Here is a 24401-nt window from a genome sequence, read left to right on the forward strand (position 1 = left end):
CGTACTCCACAAAAAATGCCCCCGGCCATACTCGGCCGGGGGCATTTTTTGTGGAGTACGTTACTTATTTGCCCTGGCCGCTTGATAGCAGGTTGAAGAACTGATCGAGCTTCGGCGTCAGGATGATTTCAGTACGACGGTTCGACTTACGACCTTCTGGCGTAGCGTTGTCGTCTTTTGGCGCGTACTCACCGCGGCCACCTGCCGTTAAGCGGGCTGGCGCAACGCCAAATTTGGTTTGCAGTACACGCGAAACGGCTGTTGCACGAAGTACACTCAGGTCCCAGTTGTCGCGCAGAACGCCCGATACGAACGGAACGGCGTCGGTATGACCTTCAACCAGAATGTCAAGCTCGTTGTGGTCGTTCACTACTTTGGCTACCTTTTCCAGAACGGCTTCGGCTTGTGGGTTCACATCAAACTTGCCTGAGTTGAACAGTAGTTTGTCTGAGATCGACACGTAGACAACACCTTTCTTCACTTCCACCTGTACGTCCTGATCGTTAATATCAGCCAGTGAGCGTTTCAGGTTCATTACCAGTGCCAGGTTCAGCGAATCTTTACTCCGAATCTGGTTGTTGATGTTGTTAACGTATTTCGTTTGCTCGTTCAGTGTTTCGAGCGATTTTTTGATACTCTCGGCACCCTGCTTGCTGACAACCGACAGGTCAGACATACGGTCGAGCAGGTTGTTGTTTGTCTTTTTTAGGTAATCGATCTGGCTTTGCAGGTCGGATAACTGGTTCACTTTGTTGGCTAAATCAGCATCTTTACTCTTGATTGTCGACTGAAGGTCCAGCGTTTTCTTGTCACAGTTGTTCAGATCGGCCAGCGTTTTCTCGTGGGCTGATTGCAGGTTAGCCAGTTCTGCTTTTTGTTTTTTGCTGGCAGCGCAAGATGACAGTAAAGCCAGACCAGCGCAGAGAATCAATACGTTTTTCATGAAGAAAGAAAAATTAAACAGTTACCGGTCAAACACCGATGATCTCAAGATTAGTACCAGGCACTTCTTTACTCAGAAATAACTTAGTGCCCAACTATTACTTGTATCAGGCCGCAAAATTACAAATTTTTCCAAGATCTATCGCCCTGATTGCACGAATTGAGTAACGGTAACCTACTGATTTGCTGATGCTGGCAGTTGGCAACAATACTTTTTTTCGTACCTTACTGTTCCGTATGCTTGGACTATTCAGACGCAAAAAAAAGGAGGTGGTGCTCGCTGAGCCCCCGTTTTATCCGTTGCCAGCTCACATGGCTGACTGGCTTTCCGCAGCCGATTACAATCAAATTCTTCAACTGACGATCGAGCAGTTAAGCCTGAAAGGCGCCATTGATTTAATAACGGATGACGGAGTCGTTCATATTCAATTCAATGGCCAGAAAGTGCCCACCCGCTTTTACATGGATAATCTGCTGCGTAAGTGTAAGGCAGCAGAACAGGCTGAATGGGAGGCAATAGTGGCTGGCCACGTAAAGGGGTTGCCGATCAACAGCGCGGCCATCACCTATATTTATAAAGATTTTGAGTTTGCTGCGCCCTTACTAAAAGTGCAGGTGAAACCCGTAGGTTTTGCGCAGGACATCATACATGACTGTGTATACCGGCAGGATTTCCCGCAGACCAATACGTTTCTGGTCATCGATTTTGAGGAGGCGCTCCATTACGTTCGCCGGAGCGAGATTGGTGAATGGGAAGTCTCGGATACGTACCTGTTCGAGGTTGCGCTGGATAATGTAGCGCGCGAAAAACCCGACCTGGCTGGTCATTCACTAACGGACGAGCTGCCTCTATACACCCTATTCCATAACGACTTTGCTGTGGCCTGCGCCATTGAACTGGCCCGTAATGCCGACGAAGCCGTGGGGCCGTATGGAGCGGTAGTAAATATTCCCGCCAAAGGATCGGTCTTTATCCATCCGCTCGAAGCGGATACGGTGTTAGACTACATTGCCGCCTCCCATGAGATGGTGCACGGATTTTATACGGAAGAAACCTATACGGTCAACGAAGAATATTACTGGTACTATGAAGGGCGTTATAGCCTGTTCCCGATGCGGGTAGAAGGGAATCAGGCTTACCTGTCGTATCCCGATCGGTTACGGAAGCTGTTGCATCAGGCCTAATCACCTAGAATAAACTGCCCTGAACTACCTGTGGCTGCAGAATGGGTTCACGGAGGTTAAGCCCACAATGTGTGTTGAGCTGACGTACCCAATACCGGATCAGCTCCGGAGCGGTGTCGTTATCGCCGCCGCCATGTACAAACAGGTAAGCGGTTTGCAGGCCTTTATCGAACCATTTTTTGAGTCGCTGTATCCAGTCATCGGTACGAGTATAGTCAGTAGGATGCCCTTCATTAGCGATAAACCGTAGCGTCAGTACAGGACTGCTTAAGCCCATATGTAACACGTCGCGCCGGCCAGCTACGTCGGTAATGACCGTGTGGCGGTGTAATCCGTGCAGGCGTTCGAGCGTTTGGCCCCAGATGGCGGCAGATTTAAACCAGTCGGGGTGGCGGAATTCAACGGCTACGTCGAGGTCGTCGGGTAAGTCGCTCAGATAGCGCTCCAGCACAGGCCACTTATCGGGACCAAACATGGGTGGGAGTTGTAAAAAAGACATACCCAGAAATTCCTCCAGCCCAAAGATAGCGTTAACGAATTCAGCGGTCAGGTTTTCAGCTCCCTGTAGCAACCGCTCATGACTGATAGCCTGCGGAAATTTAGGGCAATACAGAAACGACGTACCTACGCTGTTGCGCTCAGTACCTACGCTGGCAGCCTCGGCTTTCCATTTATCAATCATACCGGGCGTTGGAATCTGATAATGTGTCAGGTTCAACTCAATGGTATTGAACTGCCGAACATAGTGGTGTAGAAAGTCTTTCTCTTTAGCCGTTGACGGGTATACCTTACCGACGTAATCTTTGTTGGCCCATATGGGTCCACCAATAAATACGTTAGGCTGCTTGGCAGGCGTTACGTCTGTCCAGATCCGGGCGTTGAATGTGTGGCCGGGCGGTAGTGATAAGGTAGCAGTGTCGAGGTTAGTTGTTTTCCCGAAGTCCATGATGAAGGTGCAACTAGTCAGTGTAGCAAGCTGCTTTGCTGCTATAATATGAAAATCAGCGCCTTTGTTTACACGGCCTCCCTGTAATCAAGTAGTCATTCGTCATTAATGTCAGTTAAGTGGTTTACTTAACGATCGTGAAAGGCGCCAACGGCAAATGATCAATGAGTAGCATAAGGCGTCAGTGTTTGGCACGTTCATAGTGCTCGCGGAGGAGGTCGTCGCCAAAATCGTTGGTCAGGTCACGAACAACAGTGTGAACGTGATTGGCATCATTCTGCGTGTTGTCATATTCAACCAGCAGCATGGGCCCATGAATACGGTAGTAATAGCCTACATTATTGCCGGGCGTAGTATCACCTGCCCACGCAAAACGGAGTTGGTCGAGCCCGGCTTTCTCGATTCGGTCAAATTGTTGCCTGGCCAGTGTGATCCGGTACCGGTTGAGGTATATTTTCAGTAAATCAAGAAATTGGTTTTTCTGACTAGCGTTCATGTCGGCATATGTTAGGCCATCCATGCGTTCGAGCGAAGCGCGGCGGCTATTGCCCGTCAGTATGTTGCCGAATGCTTTCTTCGCCAATGTAGCCTGCTTCAGCTGATCGGTGCTCAGGCTATGAATTAACTCAAAAGCCCGCTGCGTTTCTTCCTTCATGATCTCACGCCCTTTCTGGGGTACGTCGGCACGTACCTGGCCGGGGTTGCTGCCCATGAACAGCGGTGTGAGCGCCAGAACTCGGCCCGTTAGAGAAGTAAACTGCACTGACAGATGGTGACCTTCAAACCGCCAGCCCCACGGATCGTTGCTTCCAATATTGCCAAACAATGACACAAAATACCCCTCCGGGTCGCGGTATGTATCATTGGGAGGACGATTTTCCACAACACGCAACACATTTTCCAGATCGGTAATCTGTTTGGCTTTATCGTAGCCGCCATCACTGAGCCCGGTCTTCAGCAACGCCCACGCCAGGTTGCGTTGTTCCGATGTCATTTGTTTCAAGGACAACCCCTTCCGTTCGTGTGGAACAAAGTACCAGTTGACGCGTTCGTCGTCGGTAAAGGCAAAGCCTGCCTGGGTACGTTGCCCAACTGTTAGCGACTTCCAGAAGCCCTGTGCAGCTTCGGCCATGTCATCTTTTACCCGCTGCGGAGCTACTACCTGCGCCGAAGCCCACAGCGTACTTATTGACAGTAGAAAAGACAGAAAATTTTTCATATACCGAGCCATTGTTAGGGTTCCTGAAGCTATTGTCGATTGCGTGACAGCAAATTGCTGACTGACAAGACACAAAGTACAATTAGCTGATTACCTAACTCCCTGACACTAAAAGTATGTGGTTTAGCAACGGTACCTGATACTGAACTTGTTTAATACAGACGCCTCCATAAATATGACAGGAGCTTATAGACGAAGCTGGTGTACAAAAAACGTTCTGGAATTGTAACCATAGCTTTTCTCCCTACCGGATTGGGTTTACTATGTTCACGGATCAGTTGCCGCATGTATCGGCTTTTATTAAAGCCCTCGTCCTGATTTGTCATGCATATCCGCTCGTACCTTAACATGGGCACTACATTGAGCCAATGCGTTGCATAAGCCCAATACCGTTCGATCCGCCTGCTGTTGGGTGGTTTAAACATCAGTAATGCTTCGTAAACAGCAGGCGGCAAGGCTGCGGAAAAATGGGTATTGACCAGGTAAAAGCCTGTCATGACGGCGGTGTAAAGTTTATATTTTTTCGCCTGAAGCAAGAGTGCCTCCCAGTTCATCTGCGCTCCATAAACGTTCATAAAAGCCATTAGATCAACCAGATGCTTTAGTCGTAGCCAAAATTCTTTTCCGCCATGATGCAGGATCAACATCCAGAAAATCGTTTCGGAATCTGGTACGTGACAAATCGTTGAGTAGAATGGCTTTTTAGAGGCACGCAAGAAAAACTGATCATACTCAACCTGATAAGGTAGAAAATAGTACATTAAATCCCAATGCACATCTATCGTGAATTTATCTTTTTTCATGCTTAACTCGTACTTGCCTTTATCAGCCAGCATCCGTAAAATTCGAGCGTTTTCCTCTGCATCTGAAATAGGACCATCTCTTACAGAAAGACTGTAGCCATCGGCTTGTAGCAGTTTAATTGCCTCGGATACTGATTCAGGTTTAAATAAAAAATCAATATCATCCAATTCTCTAATGTTTTTTTTGGGATAAAATTCGCGAATGAATAAGGTTCCTTTGTAAGGAAGAACAGGAATACTATGTTGGTCAAATACCGATAATAATCGCGCTGATTCCACAATAAGTGCCAGATTTTTCAACGTTTGATAAGTATAGAAATTAAAAAATGGTTGACTGTTAGGGTACTTGATAGATTTGTTTCTAGTCAATTCGTCGGTAAGCAGAGGCCTTATTCTATGGAAATTAGCTAATCGATATAGTTCTTTCCAATCAAGCTGCTTTAATTCCTGATCTGGTGTAGGAATAGCAGGATAAGCTGAAAAAGTAGACTTTATAGTACGGAAAATAAAATTCATTTCGGCCCGATTGTTCATTATTCAGTTTGTTTGGTGTGTGGTTAAAGTTGCATTGTTACTATTAATACAACTATGAAAATTATTATTTTATCGATTTCGTTATTTAGTTAAATATCAACTTAGTTAGCTAGTTAAGTATCAATCTACTATATTGTTTCGTCTAATCAATCTATGGCTAACCTGTTAGTATAAGTATGGCTAAATTATTTGCGTACCATCAATTTGAAAACGTTCTGGATCAGGGTACGCTTGCTGAGTTAGTCGATTTTACCCTGACGAATGAAGCAAATTATACACTGTCAAACGTAGCAAGAGTAGGTGAAAAAGTTATTGATACGACCAGTAGATACTCATTGACCTTACTTAAGCCTAGTAAATTCAAGCATGTTTTTATAGAAAAACTGACTGCGTTGAGTGATGATATATTTTATCATTTGAATATGTCAAGATTTAAAATAAGTAAATTTGAGTTTCAACTAAGCGCTCATGGTAATGGTGCTTTTTTTAAACAGCATATAGACACTATTTCACATCAATCAACTGGAAAGAGTAGCCGGGTTATTAGTGCGGTATTTTACTACCATTTAACTCCTAAAGAATTTGAAGGTGGCGAACTTGTGCTTTATCCTTTACCATTCTTGCCTGGTGATGATCAGCCAGTTGTTATAAACCCAATGAATAATAAGCTAGTTGTTTTTCCCTCTGTTGCACCACATGAAGTACTACCTGTTACATTACAAAAATCGGATTTTAGTAAATATCGCTTCAGTGTCAACTGTTGGTTACATAAATAGATACGATATCATATATTATATATTGATCAACCATGTTTTTTTACCAAGCTTTCGGGATTTCTATATATTCTGATATTTCGTTGCCAGCTTTAGCGGCGGTGACTGAATATACAGATACAGAAAACCCTATCATTGTTCGAGAAGGCAGTTGCCCAGCCGAGCTCATGTCCTTATCCCTGCATAATGGACCAAATTACCAAATAAATGAATCGGAGTTATTGTTAACTATTCCTAATATAGCCCGCTATTATGTATCTCGAGGAATATCTATAATTATTGAACCACTTTGTACTTATTGGCCATCTATCTATTTATATTTTTATTCTAATTGTCTTGGCGCTATTCTTTTGCAGCGAAATATATTAACAATGCATGTTTCGGGGGTATTTATTAACCCCAATGAAGTGTTACTTTTAGCTGCGCCATCACGAACTGGTAAATCTACTACGGCATTAAAATTGGCTGAGCTTGGTTACCCATTGTTTACAGATGATACAGCAACTCTACGAATAATTAATAATAGTTGCTATGCCCGAGCTTCCTATCCGATGTCGAAACTTTGGAAAGAGACAATACATCAGCAGCAAATATATACTGAATCGGATAAGCAATTGTTACATAAAACTGATCTGGAAAAGTTTGGATTTATGTATCATGATGCTTTTGTCGATGCAGAAGTTATTGTAAAGGGACTTGTTTTTTTGGAGGAAAAGGGAGATAAAATAAAGATAAATTTAATAAGTGAATCGGAAAAAATGGGGCTTGTTGGTATCAATATATACAGAAACCAATGGGCACTTGCTATGCGCAAACAGCACTTGATTTTTCAATTTTGTATTGATGTAGCCAGTTCTATTCCAGCTTGGCGCGCCTGTCGCCCCGATAGTTCTGATACGTTTGATTCCTTCGCCGCACAAATTGACCAGCAAATTATCAATGGGTATGCAGTGGGTTAGACTGTATCAAGTTCAAGGCTAGTTACCCCACAAAAATGGAATGAACAGTGTAAGAAGCGGGGTCGCAGAACCCTGTAATCATGCGCCCGTTGACCATTGTCCATGCGTGTCCTTTTACCATTGTGCCAGCTTCATGTTTAGTAAACCCTACATAAACGGCATATGGTATATGGAGGTGTCGACAAATTATTCTAGCCTGATATGCCTGATGGCGGCAAAGATTCGTCCAGAATGTATACTTACTCACCACTCGTATTGCATACGCAATTTCTATCAACAACGGTTCGCTAACGAAAGCTTGACCGATTACCTTATTTGATAGTGTTCCAAATCTAGCTTGCTTTGAAAAGAACCGAAACAGCAAGTTGCTATATATAGAAAGAACGATAACGATAATGATCAGGATTTTTACGCGAAAAGGTACGCGAACTATGTTTTTTACTGCTGCCAGCATGTTAGCTGATATATAGTTTTTCTTTCAACTCTGACAAACAGCGTGTTACTGCTTTTGCACATGTAGTTGGATCAACGTTATACTCATTAACAAGTGCGTCTACAATAGATTCCTCTGTCTGCTGTTGCTCCAGTAACATGAAGATACGCGTGTAGGTAGCATTTAACGTGACATACTGGTTATTTTTGATATCAAAAATAACTCCATCTTCACCCATCTGGGTAAACAAAACTTGGTTTGAATTTATCTGGTACATAGCAATTATAGTGGTAATCAGTGAAAAAATAGATATAGTAATCAGTATATTAATGTTTTATAACTTTTCTTAGCTGATTGGTGAAATTGGTGAATACAAGAAATACGTCGGCTAAAAAACCATTTCTGTTAAACTTGTTATCTGTTAGTCCAACGTCAATTTGTCGAGAATCGGGCGCAGCGTATGTGCCGAACAGTTTGTCCCAGAAAATAAAAATTTGCCCAAAGTTTTTGTCGAAATCCTGTTTACATTTTGAATGATGGATTCGATGTACTGCTGGTGAGATTAATACGTATTTACCAACTAGTCCCCAATCAGATGTAATGGATGAATGTTGCATTAATTCAATACTATACATAGCTACCCAGATAGGAAAAATTGTATATGCAGAATTGCCAATCAATAATATAGGAATGTAAGAGAGCAGACGTGAGCAGGTTGCTTCAAGAAAGTGATGCCTGTAAAAGGCTAATACATTTAATTCTTCAGCTGAATGGTGATAGGCATGTAGTTGCCATAGAATATCAACTTTATGAAAAAGGCGATGATACCAGTAGCGAAGAAAATCAGTTACTGTAAAGGTAATTAATACGTTCAAAAGAGTGTGAACATCAAATAAATCGTAATGCCTCGACTCATTGTGCGGTGTATAGTGAACGAACACATAGACGAATCCGAAGGAAAATACTATTTCTAAAAAATAATATACTTTGGTTAAACTCAGTAGAAATAAAATCATATCTGATTGAGATGATTTTCTAAAACTAAAAATTATCTTTAACGACGATCTACGCCAACCTAATACCAGTAGGTCAATAAGCAATATACTAATTGTTATAACTATTATAGTAACAGTTCGCTTATATATCAGGCTAGATAATGTACTATGCCTTACGATGAAATCATACAACTCCATAAAAAATAGCTTCTGATAGATAAATTATAGTCGATAGTCTTTTATAGGATATGTTTAATTTATGCGACAAGACCTGCTTTTGTTACTTTACTTCAGCTCTATGGATATATCGATGATGAAGAAATAAAATCAATTGTATAGATAGATATATGAACAGAGCTCTATTTACAGGTAAAGTGTCAATTCTAGCTATTAATAAAACTCTGTTCATATTGTAATTAACTGCCACCGATAGGGGGATCTCCCATATGCAAAAATGCATTCTCAACTTGTACAACTTCCATTTTGGGTTCTACCCAGTCTTTCTTCTCGGGCTCATCAGGGTGATTTACTTCGTTTTTGTCTTGCATCATAGGATTGCTTGTTTATTTGAAAATTTTCTTCTTCTTTACACTCAAACGATTTTTTAGCGCCGGCAGCTTCCGCTCGTTGAAAATTTTAGTGTCTGGCTATAACATGTTTTATTAAAGCAAAAAGAAGTAACTGCATGTTTTTTTATTTGGGATAATGGTTAACATATATGCTCTGCTGATAAAGATCAATGAATTAGGTTTATCATTTCTTTAACATCAGACTTTAAATTTTCAAAAAGTAACTATGTACATATAAAAAATATAGCGAAGTTTTTTCAATTGTATAAATGCGTTTACCAGCACATGCTGTATGCCCCTCTACTAGAAGTGCTCCTGACCAACTAATCAGGAGCACTTCTAGTAGAGGGGCATACAGGGCCGCTTAGCGGGCTATTTACAGCTCACCTTTACCTGCCAGTTGAAGCATAAAGGCATACTCCATGGCTACTTCTTTCAACGCATTGAACCGGCCCGACGCGCCGCCGTGGCCTGCCTCCATGTTAGTATGCAACAGAAGCACATTGTTGCCCGTTTTCATGGTTCGGAGTTTGGCTACCCATTTGGCGGGTTCCCAATATTGTACCTGCGAATCGTGAAGACCCGTAGTTACCAGCAGGTTTGGATACGTTTGTTTCGAGACCTGATCGTAGGGCGAATACGATAACATGTAGTCATAGTATTCCTTCTTCTTCGGATTGCCCCATTCTTCGAATTCACCCGTTGTTAGCGGAATACTTTCGTCGAGCATGGTCGTGACTACATCTACGAATGGTACGGCCGCTACTACACCCCGGTACAGTTCGGGCGACTGGTTGATCACTGCACCCATCAACAGGCCACCGGCGCTGCCACCCAATGCGAATAACTTATCAGGAGCGGCATACTTGTTGGCGATGAGCCATTTAGAGACATCAACGAAATCGTTGAACGTGTTTTTTTTCTTTAGCAATTTACCGTCGTCGTACCAGGCGCGGCCCATTTCCTGCCCGCCGCGAATGTGGGCGATAGCGTAGATAAAACCCCGATCGAGTAGACTGAGGCGGTTAGCGCTGAAACCCGGCTCAGTGTTGCTTCCGTACGACCCATAGGCGTATTGTAGTACCGGCGAGGTGCCATCTTTCGGGGTTCCTTTGCGATACACGATTGATACAGGTACGTTGACACCGTCACGGGCGGTTACGAATGCACGCTCAGACACATAGTTGGTCTTGTCGAAACCGCCGAGAACGGGCTGCTCTTTCATCAACGTCATGGCCTTGGTGTCCATGTTGTAATCGAACGTTGATGCGGGCGTGGTCATCGACGAGTAGCCGAACCGGAGTATGTTGGTGTTGAGATCTGGATTGTTGCCAATACCCGCCACGTAGGCTGGATCTGTAAACTGGAGGTATTCGTCAGCTTTCGTTTTTTGGTTAATCACCCGCAGTTTAGCCAGTCCGTCTTTCCGCTCGCCCAGCACCAGGTGGTTAGTGAATACGTCCATGTTCTGCAGGAAGACGTCGGCACGGTTGGGAATCACCTCTTTCCAGGCAGATCGGTTAGTGGTGGTTGCCAGGTTGTCGGCCGCTTCCATCAGGCGGAAGTTCTGCGCTTTGTAGTTGGTTCGTACATAAAATGTGGAACCGATATGCTGTATATCATACTCATGGCCGCGCTCACGTGGATAGAAGACTTTGAACGTACCTGTAGGCTTGCTGGCTTCGAGCAGCCGATACTCCGTTGTAACGCCGTTATGATCGCTGACAATGGCTACGTACTTTTTCGACTTCATGCGGTACAGACTCATGTAGAACTGATTGTCTTTTTCCTCATACACCAGCACGTCGATCTTGGGATCGGTACCCAGTACGTGCCGGTACACCTGGTAACCCAGCAGTGTCTGCACGTCTTTCTTGACGTAGAAAAACGTTTTGTTGTCGGTTGCCCAGGCAAAATCCCCCGCTTCTACATTCGGTATCACTTCAGGGTAAATCTGCCCTGTTTTCAGGTTCTTTACCCGAAGCGTATACAGCCGGCGGCTGACGGTGTCTTCGCAGAAAATGGCCAGTTCGTCGTTATCTGATACTTCATAGCCACCCAGGTTATAATAATTGTGCCCTTTGGCCAGGGCGTTACAATCGAACATCAGCTCTTCGGGTGCATCCAGCGATCCTTTCTTCCGAACGTAGATCGGGTATTCGCCGCCCTGCACGAAGTTGGTCTGGTAATAATATGCACCGTCTTTATAGGGGACCGACTGATCTTGCTGCTTGATGCGGCCTTTCATTTCGGTAAACAGCGTTTCTTCCAGCGCCTTTTGCGGGGCCAGAACCGATTCGGTGTAGGCGTTTTCAGCGGTAAGGTAACTGATGACGGCTTTGTCGTCGCGGTTATTGAGCCAGTAGTAGTTGTCGATACGAGTACCCCCGGGCGAGGTTATTTTCCTGGGTTTCAACGGAGCCACGGGTGGCTTCGGAAGTGTCTGTGCGTGCGCCATGGTATACAGCGTCAATGCTGCAATAAGTAGGGTAATGTGTTTGTTCATGAGAGACGATGAAAATGCCCTTGCCGGTTCCCTGCGAAGCGGAATACGAACTTACGTTGAAACAGCGTCTATTGGCTGAGCAATAGGAGTAAGAGCATAGATTGACAGTTAACCCTGTAACATTCGGCAAGCTCGGGAGGCCATACGTTTTTTCGACGTACCTTTGCGGCCTTTTTCCACTAAAGTCGTGTTATGGCCGGAGGGCTATTGCGCGCTGACGTTTGAGCTACAACCGGTATGACAACACTTTCCTGCGGAATCGATTTTGGTACGTCAAATTCAAGCATTGCCATTGACAGTAAGGGGAAAATCAGCCTGGTACCGGTTGAAAACGCATCGGTAACTATTCCCAGTGCCATCTTTTTTCAACAGCGCGACAATAAAGCGCTCTACGGGCGGAAAGCAATCAGCCTTTTTCTGAATCGGGAGCCAGGGCGTTTTATGCGCAGCCTGAAGCGGGTGCTGGGTACGTCCTTAATGAATCAGGGAACGCTGGTTAATGGCGCTTCCATGAACTTTACCACCATCATTTCGGCCTTCCTGTCACAATTGAAAGAAAAAGCCGACGGAGCGGCTGGCCAGGAGATTAATAGTGTGGTGATGGGGCGGCCCGTTCATTTCGTTGATAACGATTCGGCGGCTGATGCACGGGCACAGGCTGAGTTGACGCTTATTGCGCAACGGGTTGGCTTCAAACACATTGAGTTTCAGTTTGAACCTATCGCCGCCGCCTTTGCCCACGAAGCACAACTGACCGGCGAAAAACTGGCTATTGTAGCTGACCTCGGCGGCGGTACGTCCGACTTTACGGTCATCCGACTATCCAACAAGTTTATTCATAAGCCAGATCGTTCGTCGGATATTCTGGCTAATACGGGCGTGCGGATTGGCGGCAATGATTTCGACAAAGATCTAAGCCTGGCGGCTATTATGCCTGAACTGGGCTACCGCAGCACTTACGGCGAGAAAGGCCTGGAGGTACCATTGAAACCATACCAGGATCTGTCTGAATGGAGTAAGGTCAACTTCCTGTACACGCCCAAACTGATTATGCAGATGAAGCAGTTGCTTTACCAGTCGCATGATAAAACGCGGTTCAGTCGGTTACTAAAGGTGCTTCAGGACGAAACCGGACACACGCTGCTGGCCGCTGCCGAAGGAACAAAAATTGCCCTTACTGATAACCAGATGCACGAAGCAGCCCTTGACTTTATTGACGAAGGCTTTTTTATTCCGATCGGACGCGGGCAGTTTGATGAAGCGATTCGGGAAGAAGTTGAGAAGATATCGGCCTCGGCCCAACAGTGCATTCAGGAGGCGGGTATCAGCACTAAAGCCATTGAACTGGTTATTCTTACCGGTGGCTCAACCGAGGTTCACTCTGTACAGGCTGAGTTCAAACGATTGTTTCCTAACGCAGCCATCGCCGACGAAAACAAGCTGTCGAGTGTTGGCCTGGGTCTGGCTTACGATAGCCGGAACAAGTTTAATTAAATCGGTTTGCCGTCTTCTGTTGCGCTGCTAGTCTCTGCAGGTAATATGATATGGCAGCGCAGCAGAAGACGGTAAAGCTTACGCGAGAACCATCGTCAGGAGTTGTTCCAGAATGAGGCGACCATCCGTATTACCGAGAGACGGATCGGCGGCGCGTTCCGGGTGAGGCATCATACCGAATACGTTGCGGTTGGCATTGCAAACGCCCGCAATATTATCGAGGCTGCCGTTGGGGTTAGCCGAGTCGGTAATGTTACCTGCTTCGTCGCAATACCGGAACAGCACCTGACCGTTGTCGTTCAGGCGGGCCAGCGTATCAGCATCGGCGAAATAGCGGCCATCACCGTGTGCAATTGGAATGCGGTAGGCGCGGTCTTCGAGATTAGCCGTTAAGAGGGCTTCCTTCGATTGGGGCTTCAGGTAGATGTTCTTGCAAACGTATTGCTGGCTGTTGTTCTGCAACAGTACGCCAGGTACCAGATGGGCTTCGGCCAGAATCTGGAAACCGTTGCAGATACCCATCAGATAACCACCCGCGTTGGCATGGGCAATCACTTCGTTCATGATCGGCGAGAACCGGGCAACGGCACCCGTGCGCAAGTAATCGCCGTAAGAGAAGCCGCCGGGCAGGATGATCATGTCGCAACCCTGCAGGTCATGGTCTTTGTGCCAAAGTTTCACAACCGGCTGACCCATCAGCTCAAGTGCATCAACTGCGTCCTGATCGCAGTTGGAACCGGGAAATACAACAACGCCAAATTTCATACTGCAAAAATAAGGGTGAAAAGTCGATAGTCGGTAGTCGATAGTCTGGAAAGTCGGTTTAGTGTTGCCTACGCAAGCGAATTACTGACGCGTAAGCAACACTAAACCGACTTTCCAGACTATCGACTACCGACTATTTCAGACTTTCAACCCACCGATACCGCCTGGCCGTTGGTAACGGTAGCTTTGCCTTTCTCGAAGGTGAGATCAATACGGCCCAGGTTAATGCCGCCGAAACCAACCTGATTTACCCACATTGGTTTGCCATCGGCATTTTTAACCGAAACGGGCGCCTCAAGGAACGTGTGTGTGTGACCGCCGATGATGAGATCGATATCCTGACTTTTACCGGCGAGAACAAGGTCAGAAACGGTATTGTCCTGGTATTTATAGCCTAGATGCGACAGGCAGATCACGTAATCGCAGTGTTCGTCGGCGCGAAGTTTACGGGCAACGGATGCGCTGGTTTCGATCGGGTCCAGGTACGTTGTCTCTTTGTACATGTTGTCTGAGATTAAGCCGTTCGGCTGAATACCCAGACCAAAAACACCGATACGTACGCCATCTTTTTTGAACACACGATACGGCTGGGTCCGTCCGTCCATAACCGTATTCTTGAAGTCGTAATTGGCGATCAGGAACGGGAAACTGGCTTTGCTGAACTGATCGCGCATGTTGTCGATCCCTCCGTCGAAATCGTGGTTGCCGATGGTGCCCGCGTCGTAGCCAAGCCGGTTCATGGCCAGAATCTCGGGCTCACCTTTATACAGGTTGAAGTACGGCGTACCCTGAAAAATATCGCCCGCATCGAACAATAGCACGTTGGGGTTCTGGGTACGTATCTGCTGCACCAGCGTCATGCGCCGGGCAATTCCCCCGCGCCCGGCGTTACGGCTACCATCCATCGGGAACGGATCGAGGCGACTATGTACGTCGTTGGTATGGAGAATGGTCAGCGACGTGGTTTTTGCACCGTTGCCAGCCAGCAGGTCGGGGAGGGGCAGCGCGCCAACCACAGCAGCGGCACCCAGGTGTTTCAGAAACCGGCGTCTATTCGATTGTAATGCGTCCATCTGCTTTGGGTGTTACGGGTTGGCCGGCTTTTCCCTGCTCGCGGAAATATTCGATCAGGGCGTCGCGGATGAGGTAATTGACGTTGTCACGCGCCGTTATTGTTTTCAGAAAATCAGCCCCGCTACCGCCATTGGCAATGTAATCGCTCATGGCAACGGTGTAGGTTTCGCCGGGTACGATAGCGCGCCCATTACCAAGTGTGGCGCTGTTGATGGTCTTATTGGCCATCCGCACCCGAACGCCCCCCACAACGAGGGCTTCGTCGTTGGCGGCAAAATGATTGAGAAACTGCATCAGTTGGGTGCCTGTGAGGGTCAGTACTACCAGTTGATTATCAAACGGCATTACTTCGAACACGTTGCCCGTAGTGACCGCCCCGGCCGGCAAGCCGTTCCGAATGCCGCCATAGTTGAGGTGCGACACGTCGATGGCTTTGCCATATCGTTTCCCCGCCTGTACCAGCAGGGCATCGGCCAGGATATCGTCGAGTGCCGACTCCGGTGCTTTCTTTTCGAGCCGTTCAGTAAACGTAACCAGGGGCTCGTTCATGGTTTTATCCAGGTTCTGCCTGTAGGGCATCAGCCAGCGAACGGTGCTTGTATCGGCCACAACAGACCCATCAACTGCCAGCCGGTTATTTTGCTGCCCTGTCAAGTGGTAGCTTGTCTGGCAACCTGCCAGCAGCAGGGTGAAAAGGAGGAGTTTTTTCATGAGTGAATGAGTTTACGGTCTTCTGTAGCCCTGCTTATGATACAGATTCCCCGGTCAGGAAGGCAGTGAACAGTAAACTTATTGGTTCGGAAGCACTACGGTCTCCCACCAGTAGCGGCGGATGGTTTCGAAATACGTGAGCCACTGCGCTTCGCCGATTGGTTTGGAGATGAACGAGCTTGCACCTAGTTGGTAGGCCTGAGCAATGTCATCTTCTTCGCGCGAAATACTGAGTACTACAACAGGCGGACGTACCTGAGCGGGCATTTGTTTCACCTGCCGTAGAAATTGCCAGCCAAATTCTGCTTTAGGAAGATACAAATCCAATAGAATCAGTTTGGGGGGAGAGACCTTATTTGTTACACACTCATTCAGATAGGCCATCGCCTGATCAGCCGAATCCGTGAAAATAGGTGTTGTATTCGCTAGACTACGCTGGATTACATACCGTAGAAGCACCTGGTGGTCAGGATTATCTTCAACGACGAGTAAGGTTTGGTTACGATTGGTCGAATTCACGGACATTGAGACTCGTTAAAAAGGTGGACATGACCTTTACAGCTTACAGCCATGGAGATGTGCGGTGGTAAAGCAAATATAACGGGTCTTTACTAGCTTTGAACACTATCTACTATCAGGACTAAAGGCAACCTAATCTTCCGAAGAAACGTATTTACCCCGTTACCAGTTAATTTTTATTGGGTCTATTAAGTACTTTCGCTTATTAAACTAGGTAACAGTTTTCAGGCAGTTGTAACCTATATTCGCCTGTTTCAATTAAACACATTATTACAACAAAAATGCTCCACGAAGCACCTACACAGGGTACACAGTTGGCGCAACTGGCGACGTTTTTATTAAGCCGACGGGAAGCGATTATGGGTAACTGGCGAACAATCTGCGAAGCAGACGCCAGCCTAAATATTCTTGATGGGTTAACCCGGGAAGAATTTACCGATCAGGTGCCGTCGATGCTGGATGTGCTGGAGAAACGCCTTCAAACTGAGGTAGAAGCCCTTTCTCCGTACCAGATTGCCCGGGAACATGGCCTCCATCGTTGGCACAAGGGGTATTCGCTCCACGAGATACTTAGTGAGATTGCCCATCTGCATGAAACGCTACTGGCCGAACTTCGGCTGTTCTGGTCGCAATCGCCGAAGGTTGACCACGGGGCGCTCATGATAGGCTATCAGCAGGTCAGTTCGCTTATGCATGAAGCAATCGGCGGAAGTATTGCACAGTATGATGAGTTCCAGAAAGCTGAGGCCATGGAACGGGCGGTAAATCTGCAACGGGCACTGGATAACGTGAATGAACTGGTACGGCAGCGTGGGGCAATGCTGCGGGTAGCGTCGCACGATCTCCGCAGTAGCTTCAGCGTAATTCAGGGGGCGGCTTCGCTGCTCGATATGCCCGACAATACCGAGCAGGAACGCACCGAAATGTTGCAGATCCTGCATCGGAATTTCCCCCGGCTGGCGTCTATGCTGACTGAACTCATGGATTTGGCCCGGTTGGAAGCAGGACGGGAAACGCTTCAAATCAAGCCTTTCGACGCGGCGCTTTTACTGCGCAATCTGGTCGAGTCGCTGCAGCCATTGGCGCAGGAGCGTAGCCTGTTTCTAAATGCAGACGGCCCCGATCAACTGCCGGTAATGGGTGATTCGACCAAAATAGATCGCATTGTCCAGAATCTGGTGACTAACGCGCTCAGAAGTACAACCTCGGGTCAAGTGTCGGTGTCATGGTCGCGGGAGAATCAGTTTCGCTGGCTACTAAGCATTCAGGATACGGGGCCGGGGTTACCATCAGGGTCGGCCCTGTGGTTGTCTGATCAGTTGCGCCCGGCGGTTGAATCAAATGCGGTGTTCAGCGAGAATACACCTGATATTTTTCCTGGCCCAAAACCCGCACTGGCCATAGGGCACATGTCGGCTCAGGCAGGTGAGGGGGAAGGAATTGGCCTCTATATTGTGAAGCGCCTTTGTGAACTGCTCAACGCCAGTCTGGATGTGGAAACCCGCTTTGGTACCGGAACGATCATCCGCATTCGTATTCCCGTAAACTATACGCAATAAGTAATGGTGGTGGGTCGGGTATTAACGGCGACCCACCACAAGTAATCGCCAGTTATAACGTATACCACTTAACGTTCTGAAGTGGTGCCCTTCGCCCCTGCGCTTTGGCTGGAACGGGGCCATAGTGTGTAGAGAGGTAATCGAGTACTGGTTTTTCCGCCTCGCCGAGGTTCCAGAGCTTGTGGTATTTCTGCATCCACCGGATGCGCTCGGTCCAGCCGGCGCGGGTGAATCGGTGTTGCAGGATCAGCTTGGTTGAATGGCAGGCTGTACATTGGGTCTTCACCATCATCAGGTTCGGATCGGCGATCAGGCCACTTTCCGGGTCAATCTTCACCGTGTCGGCAAGCATGATCGGCTGGGTACGTTCCGGCGCAGGTACGTCCCGAAAACTGGCCAGTCCGGTGAGGAGCAGGCACAGAGAGGTGAAAAGAAGATAAGGCTTCATGGGGAAGAGATTTTGGGCATACGTCCGGGTAAACTGCTACACGGCTTTCACGGCAATGCGGTGGCAGGCGTTGTTCAGGTAGCCGCCGGGGTTCCACTGTGGAATCACCATGGGCTGGGTAATGCCGGCACTATCAGTGGCACGTACCCAGACTTCGTAATACCCTGCTTTAGGAAACGAAAGTTCGGCCGTCCATTGTTGCCAGGCGAGCCGGTTTTTTGCTGGTTTCAACGTACCTGGCTGCCAGGTTGCGCCAAAATCGATGGAGGTTTGAATGCTCGCCACAGCCCGGTCGCCAGCCCAGGCATGCCCCCGAACCGATAACGGTCTTTTAGCGCTGAAAACAGCCCCTGTTGCCGGTGCTGTAATCAGCGACTTCACCGGCATCGACTCGATGATGCGGAAGTTTTCGGGCGTTTCGGGGATCTTCTCGCCGGGTTGCACCGGATGAATAGGCACCTTGTAGCTGTGACCTTCCATCTTGGCACCATCGTGAATTTTGTTGCGTACAGCAATGGTATGCAGCCATTTCCCCGATACCGATGCGGGCCAGCCGCCAATGACCAGCCGTAACGGATGCCCGTGAGCCAGTGGAATATCCTGCCCGTTCACGGCCCAAGCAATCAGCGTTTCGGCTTCGATGGCTTTCTTCATCGGCACTCCGCGCGAAATGGCTACCTTGGCCGGGTCCAGGCTGAGGTGCGGGTCTTTTCCGTAATACCCGATATAAACGGCATCGCTCTTCAGGCCAACATCGGCCAGGATATCGGCCAGCCGAACGCCCGTCCAGGCGGCGCAGCTTACTGCGCCCTGATCCCAGGGGTTGCCCGTTGTCTGCGGCTCAAAACCCGACCGGCCATTACCGCCACACTCGAGCACCAACTGGTAAGTGTAAGATTTGAATCGTTTTTTTAGCTCGGCCAGCGTATAGGTTTTCGGGGCCTTCACCGATTCGCCGTTGATCGTCAGCGTCCAGGTGTTCACGTCGGCGGGTGCTTCGGGAATCAGGCCGTTGTTGCGGATAAACATCTTGCTGGTGGGTGTAACGGCGTCGTCCAGCAGATGAATGGGCGTTTCCACATTCCAGGGTTTGTCGCCCAGCACTTTCATATCGGGACTTTTGCCCTCCAGCGGGTTATAGTCGAAGCCCAGGGGACGGTAGTGGCGGGGTATGGTATTGGCGAAAACAACCTCAGTGCCAACCAGGGTTGTCAGGGTAGCCAGGGCGCTTTTTCGCAGGAAACCCCGCCGGTCATGCAATTCGTTTTTCATGTTGTATAGAAGATACTGGATGCTGGATGTCGGCTACCGGATGGTAGATGCCGAACTGGCAATAGTTGGTTGACACGTGCCAGTTTCAGTCCCGCATCCAGCGTCAGGTTTGCTCACTGCTTCACTATCTTAAAAATGGTACGCCGGTCATCGGCCTCAACGGTAAGGAGGTATATCCCGGCAGCATACTCACCCAAATCAAGATCATGACGCAGGTTGCTGGTTTGGCCGGGGCTATGCGTTTGCAGCATTCGGCCGGTCGCGTCGGTAAGCCGAATGATAACAGAACGGGGTGCCGGCAATGTTCCTTCTACCCGAAGCTGACCTGCCGTTGGGTTGGGCATCACCCGCACCGATACCGGTAAGGCTGGGTCGGTAGCCAGCGGGTCAGAGACGGTAAACGTTACCTGGCCCGATACACGTCCATTGCCGCATTGCAGGTTAAAAACGCCCAGCAGCGTATACGTAGTTGTGGCGTCGGGACGTACCTGATACAGAAACGGCGATGTGTTGATAATGAGGGTCTCGAACCCGTAGATACTGTGATTGAGCGAGACAGACCAGGGGCCGGTGTTATTGATCGTGAAGATAACCGGTGTCAGTTCGCCCCGGAATACGTTTTTGCTGCCGGAAATGGCCGCCTGAAGGCCGGGCCGGATGGTCAGGAACGTACCTGACGAAGCGCCCAGCAGTTCAGGGTTCGACGCGCCGATGCGTACCCGGTAACCCGTGCCCGGCAGCGCATCGGGCGGTAAGGCCGCCGACACGGTATTGGCATTCACCGTTTGGGTTGTAAGTGGCCGGTAGTTCTGTCCGGTGCTGTCGGAGAGGTAAATGGTGAACCGGTTATCGGCGGCGAACTGGCCTTTTGTTGTCAGCCCAACCTGAATGGCGCCGCCCTGGCAAATTCCCGTTACCCCCCCCTGCGGCCCTACGGAAGCCACCCGGATCTCGTTGGCAAGCGATGGTAAGACTGTTACCGAAACTACCCCGCTGAACCGTCCGGCACCGCAGGTATTGGTGACGCGCGTGATCTGGTAATTCGTACTCTGCTGGGGCGAAAACGTCAGCGTATTCTCTGTGTCGAACAGTGTTTGGGTGATGCCGTTGGTCAGGGTCATCGATACGGGCAGGAAGCCTGTCAGCACCCGAATGCCGATGGAAACCGACTGGTCGCTGTATTGCACGCTGTTTCCGCCGGCAATCACCACGGTGGGCCGGTCTCCGATCGTGATGGTTGGAAACGAGCTATAGGGGGGGAGGCCGGCGGGGAGCGTCAGCGACAACTGGTATGTGCCCGAAACCAGTGCACTATCGATGGGTACAATGAGTCTGTCGACCTGCTTTGCCGATTCACCAACCCGAATTCGAACCCCGGCGCTGTTAATTAGAAACAACGTAAAACGGGTATCTGCCGAGAAATCACCGGCTACTTCGTAATTGATTATTGCCTGTTCGGAACCCCGGCAAAACTGGGTTTTATTGATTGATAGTGATCGCAGACCGGGCCGATATGAAATTCGGACGGCTCCTGCAACCGTGCCGAATCCGCAGTATGCATCATACACGGCCGATAGGCTGTAGGAGGTGGGTATGGTGCTGGTGGCATACAGCGGCACCGATGCAGGTACGTTGTCGATAGAGCGATACGGCTGCTCGTTGATACGGTAGTTATATCGCGTTAAAAGCACCGTAGCCGACGGATCGGTGGGGTTAGTGAGTTGCACTGTCACGCTGGATTGGTTGGCTTCCAGCACTATGGCTGTCTGATTACCAGGCGGTGTCAGTTGCAGGCGGGCAGGGCGGTACGTCTGGAAGGTTGCCGAAGTGGGGAGGCTGTAAAACTGGTCGTTCCCTATAGTGGTCAGCACCCGAACGGTATAGGGCGCCCCCACCGTTAATGAGGCGGGCAGGCTAGCCGTCAGTCGATTGTCGGTCAGGCGGGCGGGTAGGGTCTGAATCGCATTGCCGTTTTGCAGTATCTGTAACGAATGGGTTGCCTGCGCCGATAAGCTGCCCTGTAGCAGTAAATGAACTTGCAGCGAATCGCCGTCGCAGTAGGTCTGTTTCTGAAGCAGCGGCTGTACATAGAATGGCTGTACCCGTACCGTAACCGTACCCACACCTGCCGCTGCGCCGCAGCTATTCTGTACTGATCTGATGGTGTAGGTGGTCGTTTGGGCTGGCCGTACAGATACATCAGTGCCGATGGCGTTGAATGAAACCACCTGCCCGTCAGACAAGACAACTCTGGTGGGGGTTGCTACACTGTTTCCGCCGGATAGCAACCGGAGCTGGGCCGTTTCGCCAGACCGAATGACCAGTTCGGTGCCCCCCGACCCGGCTGCCGACAGCCGAACCAACTGAGCCGCATCCAGGTACGTAAACGTCCGTGCATCGCTCTGCCGGGTCAACGTTCCCGACGTCGGGCTGGTGACCACCCGCAACTGAATGCGGTTATATAGGGAGAGGCCGGAGGGGATGGTTACGGCAATAGGGCTACTGGTGCCGGTGGCCAGGTATTTTCCACGGAACAGGCCGTCATCGTCTGAAATCTCAACACGGTAACCCGACACCGCCCCGATGTTTCCCAGGGTGGAGAAGGCTACTGAGAGCGCTGAACCCGCACATAGCAGGTCAGGAATGGGCCGCATGAACAAACCGGAGGTATCGTTTCGTATCTGTATGGCTACGCTTCCCTGAGCGGTACCGATGCCACAACTGTTTTGCACCGACACCACCCGGAACGTACCTGACTGGCTGGCCAGAACTTCCAGCAGGAGGGCGCTGCTTTTCTGCCCCGAACCAATCTCACTGCGCACACTCATGCGGGTGCCGTCAGATAGCACCACATCCGTGTAGGGCGTATGGCTTGCCAGTTGGGCTGCGAAGGAGACTACCTGCGGAGCGAGCACGGCGATCGGTGTTGGCCTGTCTGGAAGTAACAACTGTGGTTTGTCGGCTACAGCCAGCCGTTTTTCATACACATTCCCTATCTGACCGGCCCGGCTCAACTGCATATAAAACCAGCCCGCGCCTAACCGACTCGAAGGAGTATATGACCCATTGGTGAGGTAATCGGCGGGAAGAGAACGAGCCGTAACCGTAAGAACGCCGGTATTTGGCTGGCTGCCTGCCCTGACTTGCTGCACCACGAAATCGATCAGGCCGCCACTTAACTGATTGTTTGTGAAGGATGTACCGCCGCGAACGCCATAGCTGCCTGCGTCGGTAGACAAGGGTTCGTTGGTAGAGAAATAGACCTGCACTGATTGCCCCGCACAAATTGACTGGCTCGATAAGGAGTCTATCCGGTAGCCAGTTTGAACCGTTACCCGTGCAGTGCCGCTACCCGCTTCGGGCCCGTATATGCCGCAGCCTGTGCTAACAGACCGAACGGTGTAGGTGGTTGTTTGGGTTGGCTGAACGGGTAAAAGACGCTCGCCCTCCTGCTCCAGCGTCGACAGGGGAACAACGGTTCCATCGCTGAGGGTGATGGCGCCATTCCCCAACCCAGTTACCGTGGCCTTCAGCTGTCCTGCCTGACCAAACCCCACCGAAACATCACCCGACAGGCTTACACTGGGGGAACGGCGAAGTAAAATAAAGCTGATAGCATCGCCGAGTGCATTCCGGTAATACGCTGACAGGTTGGCTCCTTCGGCATACAGGCGAAGTTGGTAGGCACCACCCACCGCCACGCCAGCGGGTATCTGGATGCGCAACGGGCTGGTAGTACCTGCGGCCGACAGGGTGTAAGCGGCTGCCTGGGGCGTCAGTGGCTGAAGATCTACTTTGAAGGTTGTGTTGGCGGGTAGTGGCCGGTCGGTTGAGAAGAAGATATCGAGCGGTTTACCGGCGCAGGGCTCTGTGGTTGAGAGCCGCGTAACCAGCAAGCCTCCCGACCTGACCAGCGCCGTAGCGGTGCCGGTTCCCCGCCCCGGCCCGCACCGGTTTGTAACAGCGGCGAGCTGGTACGTTTTGGTCTGGTCGGGATATAAGAGCAACGTGGCCAAACTAACATCGTCGAGGTCGCGGGTGGTGCCGTCGGTAAAACTCAGGGAGTAAGGCCCCCCGCCCGTTAAGGCAACAGGTACGTTGAGCGGTTCGCCAGGGTTAAGGGAGCCGTCGCTGGCTGATAAGGGGCGTAACGTAGCTGAAGGAATACCACTGAATAACAGCGGTACGCTATTACTGACAGCCAGGGGTTTATTCGCTACTACCTGTATTGTGTACTCAACTGGTCTGGGCGCCAGCGTGGCAGGGATCTGGATGAACGACCCACTGGGAATAACATTCTCTGTGGCCGTGGCTACAACCTGCTGAAACTGGTTGATAATCTCGATCCGAAATGTGTTCCCAGCGTCAAAAGGCTCATTGACGGTGAAACTGATAGGGAGGGTTGCACCTGCACAAAGCGTTTGGGGCACCTCGGCCAGCTGTATGCGTTGGGCAACCAGCCATTGTGGAAGAAAGCAGGCAAGCAGAACGAGCCAAACAGAGAAGCTATTTTGTAAACGTTGACTCACGGGACAGGGCTGTAGTAAGAAACCGAAAATTAGCAGATTAAAGGCTGACACCGTTCCTGAGTGATAAAGAATATAAACCGTAGAATTACTTTGTGCACATAGCTCCGTCTATAAGACGCTTCGCGTGTAAGTGATAGTCAGCTGCTACGGGTTTGTGAGGAAATCC

Annotated in this window: 21 protein-coding genes; 5 read left to right on the forward strand and 16 right to left on the reverse strand. The window is 49.3% G+C overall.

What is annotated here, in order from left to right:
* Positions 1-64: 64 nt before the first annotated feature.
* A complete protein-coding gene (locus J2I46_RS12185; RefSeq protein WP_207329311.1) occupies positions 65-943 on the reverse strand; it encodes an OmpA family protein in 879 nt (292 codons plus the stop codon).
* 236 nt (positions 944-1179) lie between these two features.
* Between J2I46_RS12185 and J2I46_RS12190 the strand changes: the two genes are divergently transcribed.
* A complete protein-coding gene (locus tag J2I46_RS12190) occupies positions 1180-2127 on the forward strand; it encodes a DUF1444 domain-containing protein (RefSeq protein ID WP_207329312.1) in 948 nt (315 codons plus the stop codon).
* A 4-nt stretch (positions 2128-2131) separates the two neighbouring features.
* Here the strand turns inward: J2I46_RS12190 and J2I46_RS12195 are convergent, their stop codons facing one another.
* The 3 genes from J2I46_RS12195 to J2I46_RS12205 all read right to left on the reverse strand — a co-directional run bounded on the left by J2I46_RS12195 (position 2132) and on the right by J2I46_RS12205 (position 5629).
* A complete protein-coding gene (locus J2I46_RS12195; RefSeq protein WP_207329313.1) occupies positions 2132-3073 on the reverse strand; it encodes a DUF72 domain-containing protein in 942 nt (313 codons plus the stop codon).
* A gap of 181 nt (positions 3074-3254) precedes the next feature.
* A complete protein-coding gene (locus J2I46_RS12200; protein WP_207329314.1) occupies positions 3255-4292 on the reverse strand; it encodes a DUF3500 domain-containing protein in 1038 nt (345 codons plus the stop codon).
* Between the two features lie 152 nt (positions 4293-4444).
* Positions 4445-5629 (reverse strand): nucleotidyltransferase domain-containing protein, encoded by a 1185-nt coding sequence (locus J2I46_RS12205; RefSeq protein WP_207329315.1) that lies wholly within the window; start codon positions 5627-5629, stop codon positions 4445-4447.
* 176 nt (positions 5630-5805) lie between these two features.
* Here J2I46_RS12205 and J2I46_RS12210 point away from each other — a divergent pair, with 176 nt between their 5' ends.
* On the forward strand, positions 5806-6405 hold the full coding sequence (locus J2I46_RS12210; protein ID WP_207329316.1) for a 2OG-Fe(II) oxygenase: 600 nt from the start codon (positions 5806-5808) through the stop codon (positions 6403-6405).
* A 32-nt stretch (positions 6406-6437) separates the two neighbouring features.
* On the forward strand, positions 6438-7361 hold the full coding sequence (locus J2I46_RS12215; RefSeq protein WP_207329317.1) for a phosphoenolpyruvate carboxykinase (ATP): 924 nt from the start codon (positions 6438-6440) through the stop codon (positions 7359-7361).
* Between the two features lie 22 nt (positions 7362-7383).
* On the opposite strand, the gene J2I46_RS33505 is transcribed toward J2I46_RS12215, so the two are convergent.
* From J2I46_RS33505 to J2I46_RS12235, 5 genes are all read right to left on the reverse strand, one after another.
* Positions 7384-7815 (reverse strand): lasso peptide biosynthesis B2 protein, encoded by a 432-nt coding sequence (locus tag J2I46_RS33505; protein ID WP_207329318.1) that lies wholly within the window; start codon positions 7813-7815, stop codon positions 7384-7386.
* Position 7816: 1 nt separating this feature from the next.
* Positions 7817-8071, reverse strand: a complete 255-nt coding sequence (locus J2I46_RS12225; protein WP_207329319.1) for a PqqD family protein — start codon at positions 8069-8071, stop codon at positions 7817-7819.
* A gap of 49 nt (positions 8072-8120) precedes the next feature.
* Positions 8121-8669 carry a sterol desaturase family protein gene (locus J2I46_RS12230; RefSeq protein ID WP_207329320.1) on the reverse strand — a complete coding sequence of 183 codons (549 nt, stop codon included), beginning with the start codon at positions 8667-8669 and terminating at the stop codon, positions 8121-8123.
* Positions 8670-9205: 536 nt separating this feature from the next.
* Positions 9206-9340 (reverse strand): hypothetical protein, encoded by a 135-nt coding sequence (locus tag J2I46_RS33170; protein ID WP_262898026.1) that lies wholly within the window; start codon positions 9338-9340, stop codon positions 9206-9208.
* Between the two features lie 394 nt (positions 9341-9734).
* Positions 9735-11864 (reverse strand): S9 family peptidase, encoded by a 2130-nt coding sequence (locus tag J2I46_RS12235; RefSeq protein WP_207329321.1) that lies wholly within the window; start codon positions 11862-11864, stop codon positions 9735-9737.
* Positions 11865-12101: 237 nt separating this feature from the next.
* On the opposite strand from J2I46_RS12235, the gene J2I46_RS12240 reads away from it, so the two are divergent.
* Positions 12102-13358: an Hsp70 family protein gene (locus tag J2I46_RS12240; RefSeq protein WP_207329322.1), complete on the forward strand. Its 1257-nt coding sequence runs from the start codon at positions 12102-12104 to the stop codon at positions 13356-13358.
* 78 nt (positions 13359-13436) lie between these two features.
* On the opposite strand, the gene purQ is transcribed toward J2I46_RS12240, so the two are convergent.
* The 4 genes from purQ to J2I46_RS12260 form a co-directional block, all read right to left on the reverse strand.
* Complete coding sequence (gene purQ, locus J2I46_RS12245) at positions 13437-14123, reverse strand: phosphoribosylformylglycinamidine synthase subunit PurQ (protein ID WP_207329323.1); 687 nt, start codon at positions 14121-14123, stop codon at positions 13437-13439.
* A 146-nt stretch (positions 14124-14269) separates the two neighbouring features.
* Positions 14270-15196: a bifunctional metallophosphatase/5'-nucleotidase gene (locus tag J2I46_RS12250; protein WP_207329324.1), complete on the reverse strand. Its 927-nt coding sequence runs from the start codon at positions 15194-15196 to the stop codon at positions 14270-14272.
* Complete coding sequence (locus J2I46_RS12255; RefSeq protein WP_207329325.1) at positions 15174-15908, reverse strand: 5'-nucleotidase C-terminal domain-containing protein; 735 nt, start codon at positions 15906-15908, stop codon at positions 15174-15176. Before J2I46_RS12255 ends, J2I46_RS12250 begins: the two co-directional genes overlap by 23 nt.
* Positions 15909-15986: 78 nt before the next feature.
* Positions 15987-16433 carry a response regulator gene (locus J2I46_RS12260; RefSeq protein ID WP_207329326.1) on the reverse strand — a complete coding sequence of 149 codons (447 nt, stop codon included), beginning with the start codon at positions 16431-16433 and terminating at the stop codon, positions 15987-15989.
* A 275-nt stretch (positions 16434-16708) separates the two neighbouring features.
* On the opposite strand from J2I46_RS12260, the gene J2I46_RS12265 reads away from it, so the two are divergent.
* On the forward strand, positions 16709-17986 hold the full coding sequence (locus J2I46_RS12265; protein ID WP_207329327.1) for a sensor histidine kinase: 1278 nt from the start codon (positions 16709-16711) through the stop codon (positions 17984-17986).
* 52 nt (positions 17987-18038) lie between these two features.
* On the opposite strand, the gene J2I46_RS12270 is transcribed toward J2I46_RS12265, so the two are convergent.
* The 3 genes from J2I46_RS12270 to J2I46_RS33330 form a co-directional block, all read right to left on the reverse strand.
* Complete coding sequence (locus tag J2I46_RS12270) at positions 18039-18434, reverse strand: hypothetical protein (protein WP_207329328.1); 396 nt, start codon at positions 18432-18434, stop codon at positions 18039-18041.
* A 36-nt stretch (positions 18435-18470) separates the two neighbouring features.
* Entirely contained in the window at positions 18471-19706 is a 1236-nt protein-coding gene (locus J2I46_RS12275) for a sulfite oxidase (protein ID WP_207329329.1), read from the reverse strand.
* 113 nt (positions 19707-19819) lie between these two features.
* Positions 19820-24235: a T9SS type A sorting domain-containing protein gene (locus tag J2I46_RS33330; protein WP_207329330.1), complete on the reverse strand. Its 4416-nt coding sequence runs from the start codon at positions 24233-24235 to the stop codon at positions 19820-19822.
* Positions 24236-24401 lie beyond the last annotated feature (166 nt).

The sequence above is a fragment of the Fibrella forsythiae genome, from assembly GCF_017353175.1.
GTDB classification, from domain to species: domain Bacteria; phylum Bacteroidota; class Bacteroidia; order Cytophagales; family Spirosomataceae; genus Fibrella; species Fibrella forsythiae.

Excerpts from the sequence above, each read along its gene's own strand:
- J2I46_RS12185 (WP_207329311.1), bottom strand. The coding sequence starts at position 943 with ATGAAAAACGTATTGATTCTCTGCGCTGGTCTGGCTTTACTGTCATCT.
- J2I46_RS12190 (WP_207329312.1), top strand. The coding sequence starts at position 1,180 with ATGCTTGGACTATTCAGACGCAAAAAAAAGGAGGTGGTGCTCGCTGAG.
- J2I46_RS12195 (WP_207329313.1), bottom strand. The coding sequence starts at position 3,073 with ATGGACTTCGGGAAAACAACTAACCTCGACACTGCTACCTTATCACTA.
- J2I46_RS12200 (WP_207329314.1), bottom strand. The coding sequence starts at position 4,292 with ATGAAAAATTTTCTGTCTTTTCTACTGTCAATAAGTACGCTGTGGGCT.
- J2I46_RS12205 (WP_207329315.1), bottom strand. The coding sequence starts at position 5,629 with ATGAACAATCGGGCCGAAATGAATTTTATTTTCCGTACTATAAAGTCT.
- J2I46_RS12210 (WP_207329316.1), top strand. The coding sequence starts at position 5,806 with ATGGCTAAATTATTTGCGTACCATCAATTTGAAAACGTTCTGGATCAG.
- J2I46_RS12215 (WP_207329317.1), top strand. The coding sequence starts at position 6,438 with ATGTTTTTTTACCAAGCTTTCGGGATTTCTATATATTCTGATATTTCG.
- J2I46_RS33505 (WP_207329318.1), bottom strand. The coding sequence starts at position 7,815 with ATGCTGGCAGCAGTAAAAAACATAGTTCGCGTACCTTTTCGCGTAAAA.
- J2I46_RS12225 (WP_207329319.1), bottom strand. The coding sequence starts at position 8,071 with ATGTACCAGATAAATTCAAACCAAGTTTTGTTTACCCAGATGGGTGAA.
- J2I46_RS33170 (WP_262898026.1), bottom strand. The coding sequence starts at position 9,340 with ATGATGCAAGACAAAAACGAAGTAAATCACCCTGATGAGCCCGAGAAG.
- J2I46_RS12235 (WP_207329321.1), bottom strand. The coding sequence starts at position 11,864 with ATGAACAAACACATTACCCTACTTATTGCAGCATTGACGCTGTATACC.
- J2I46_RS12240 (WP_207329322.1), top strand. The coding sequence starts at position 12,102 with ATGACAACACTTTCCTGCGGAATCGATTTTGGTACGTCAAATTCAAGC.
- purQ (WP_207329323.1), bottom strand. The coding sequence starts at position 14,123 with ATGAAATTTGGCGTTGTTGTATTTCCCGGTTCCAACTGCGATCAGGAC.
- J2I46_RS12250 (WP_207329324.1), bottom strand. The coding sequence starts at position 15,196 with ATGGACGCATTACAATCGAATAGACGCCGGTTTCTGAAACACCTGGGT.
- J2I46_RS12255 (WP_207329325.1), bottom strand. The coding sequence starts at position 15,908 with ATGAAAAAACTCCTCCTTTTCACCCTGCTGCTGGCAGGTTGCCAGACA.
- J2I46_RS12260 (WP_207329326.1), bottom strand. The coding sequence starts at position 16,433 with ATGTCCGTGAATTCGACCAATCGTAACCAAACCTTACTCGTCGTTGAA.
- J2I46_RS12265 (WP_207329327.1), top strand. The coding sequence starts at position 16,709 with ATGCTCCACGAAGCACCTACACAGGGTACACAGTTGGCGCAACTGGCG.
- J2I46_RS12270 (WP_207329328.1), bottom strand. The coding sequence starts at position 18,434 with ATGAAGCCTTATCTTCTTTTCACCTCTCTGTGCCTGCTCCTCACCGGA.
- J2I46_RS12275 (WP_207329329.1), bottom strand. The coding sequence starts at position 19,706 with ATGAAAAACGAATTGCATGACCGGCGGGGTTTCCTGCGAAAAAGCGCC.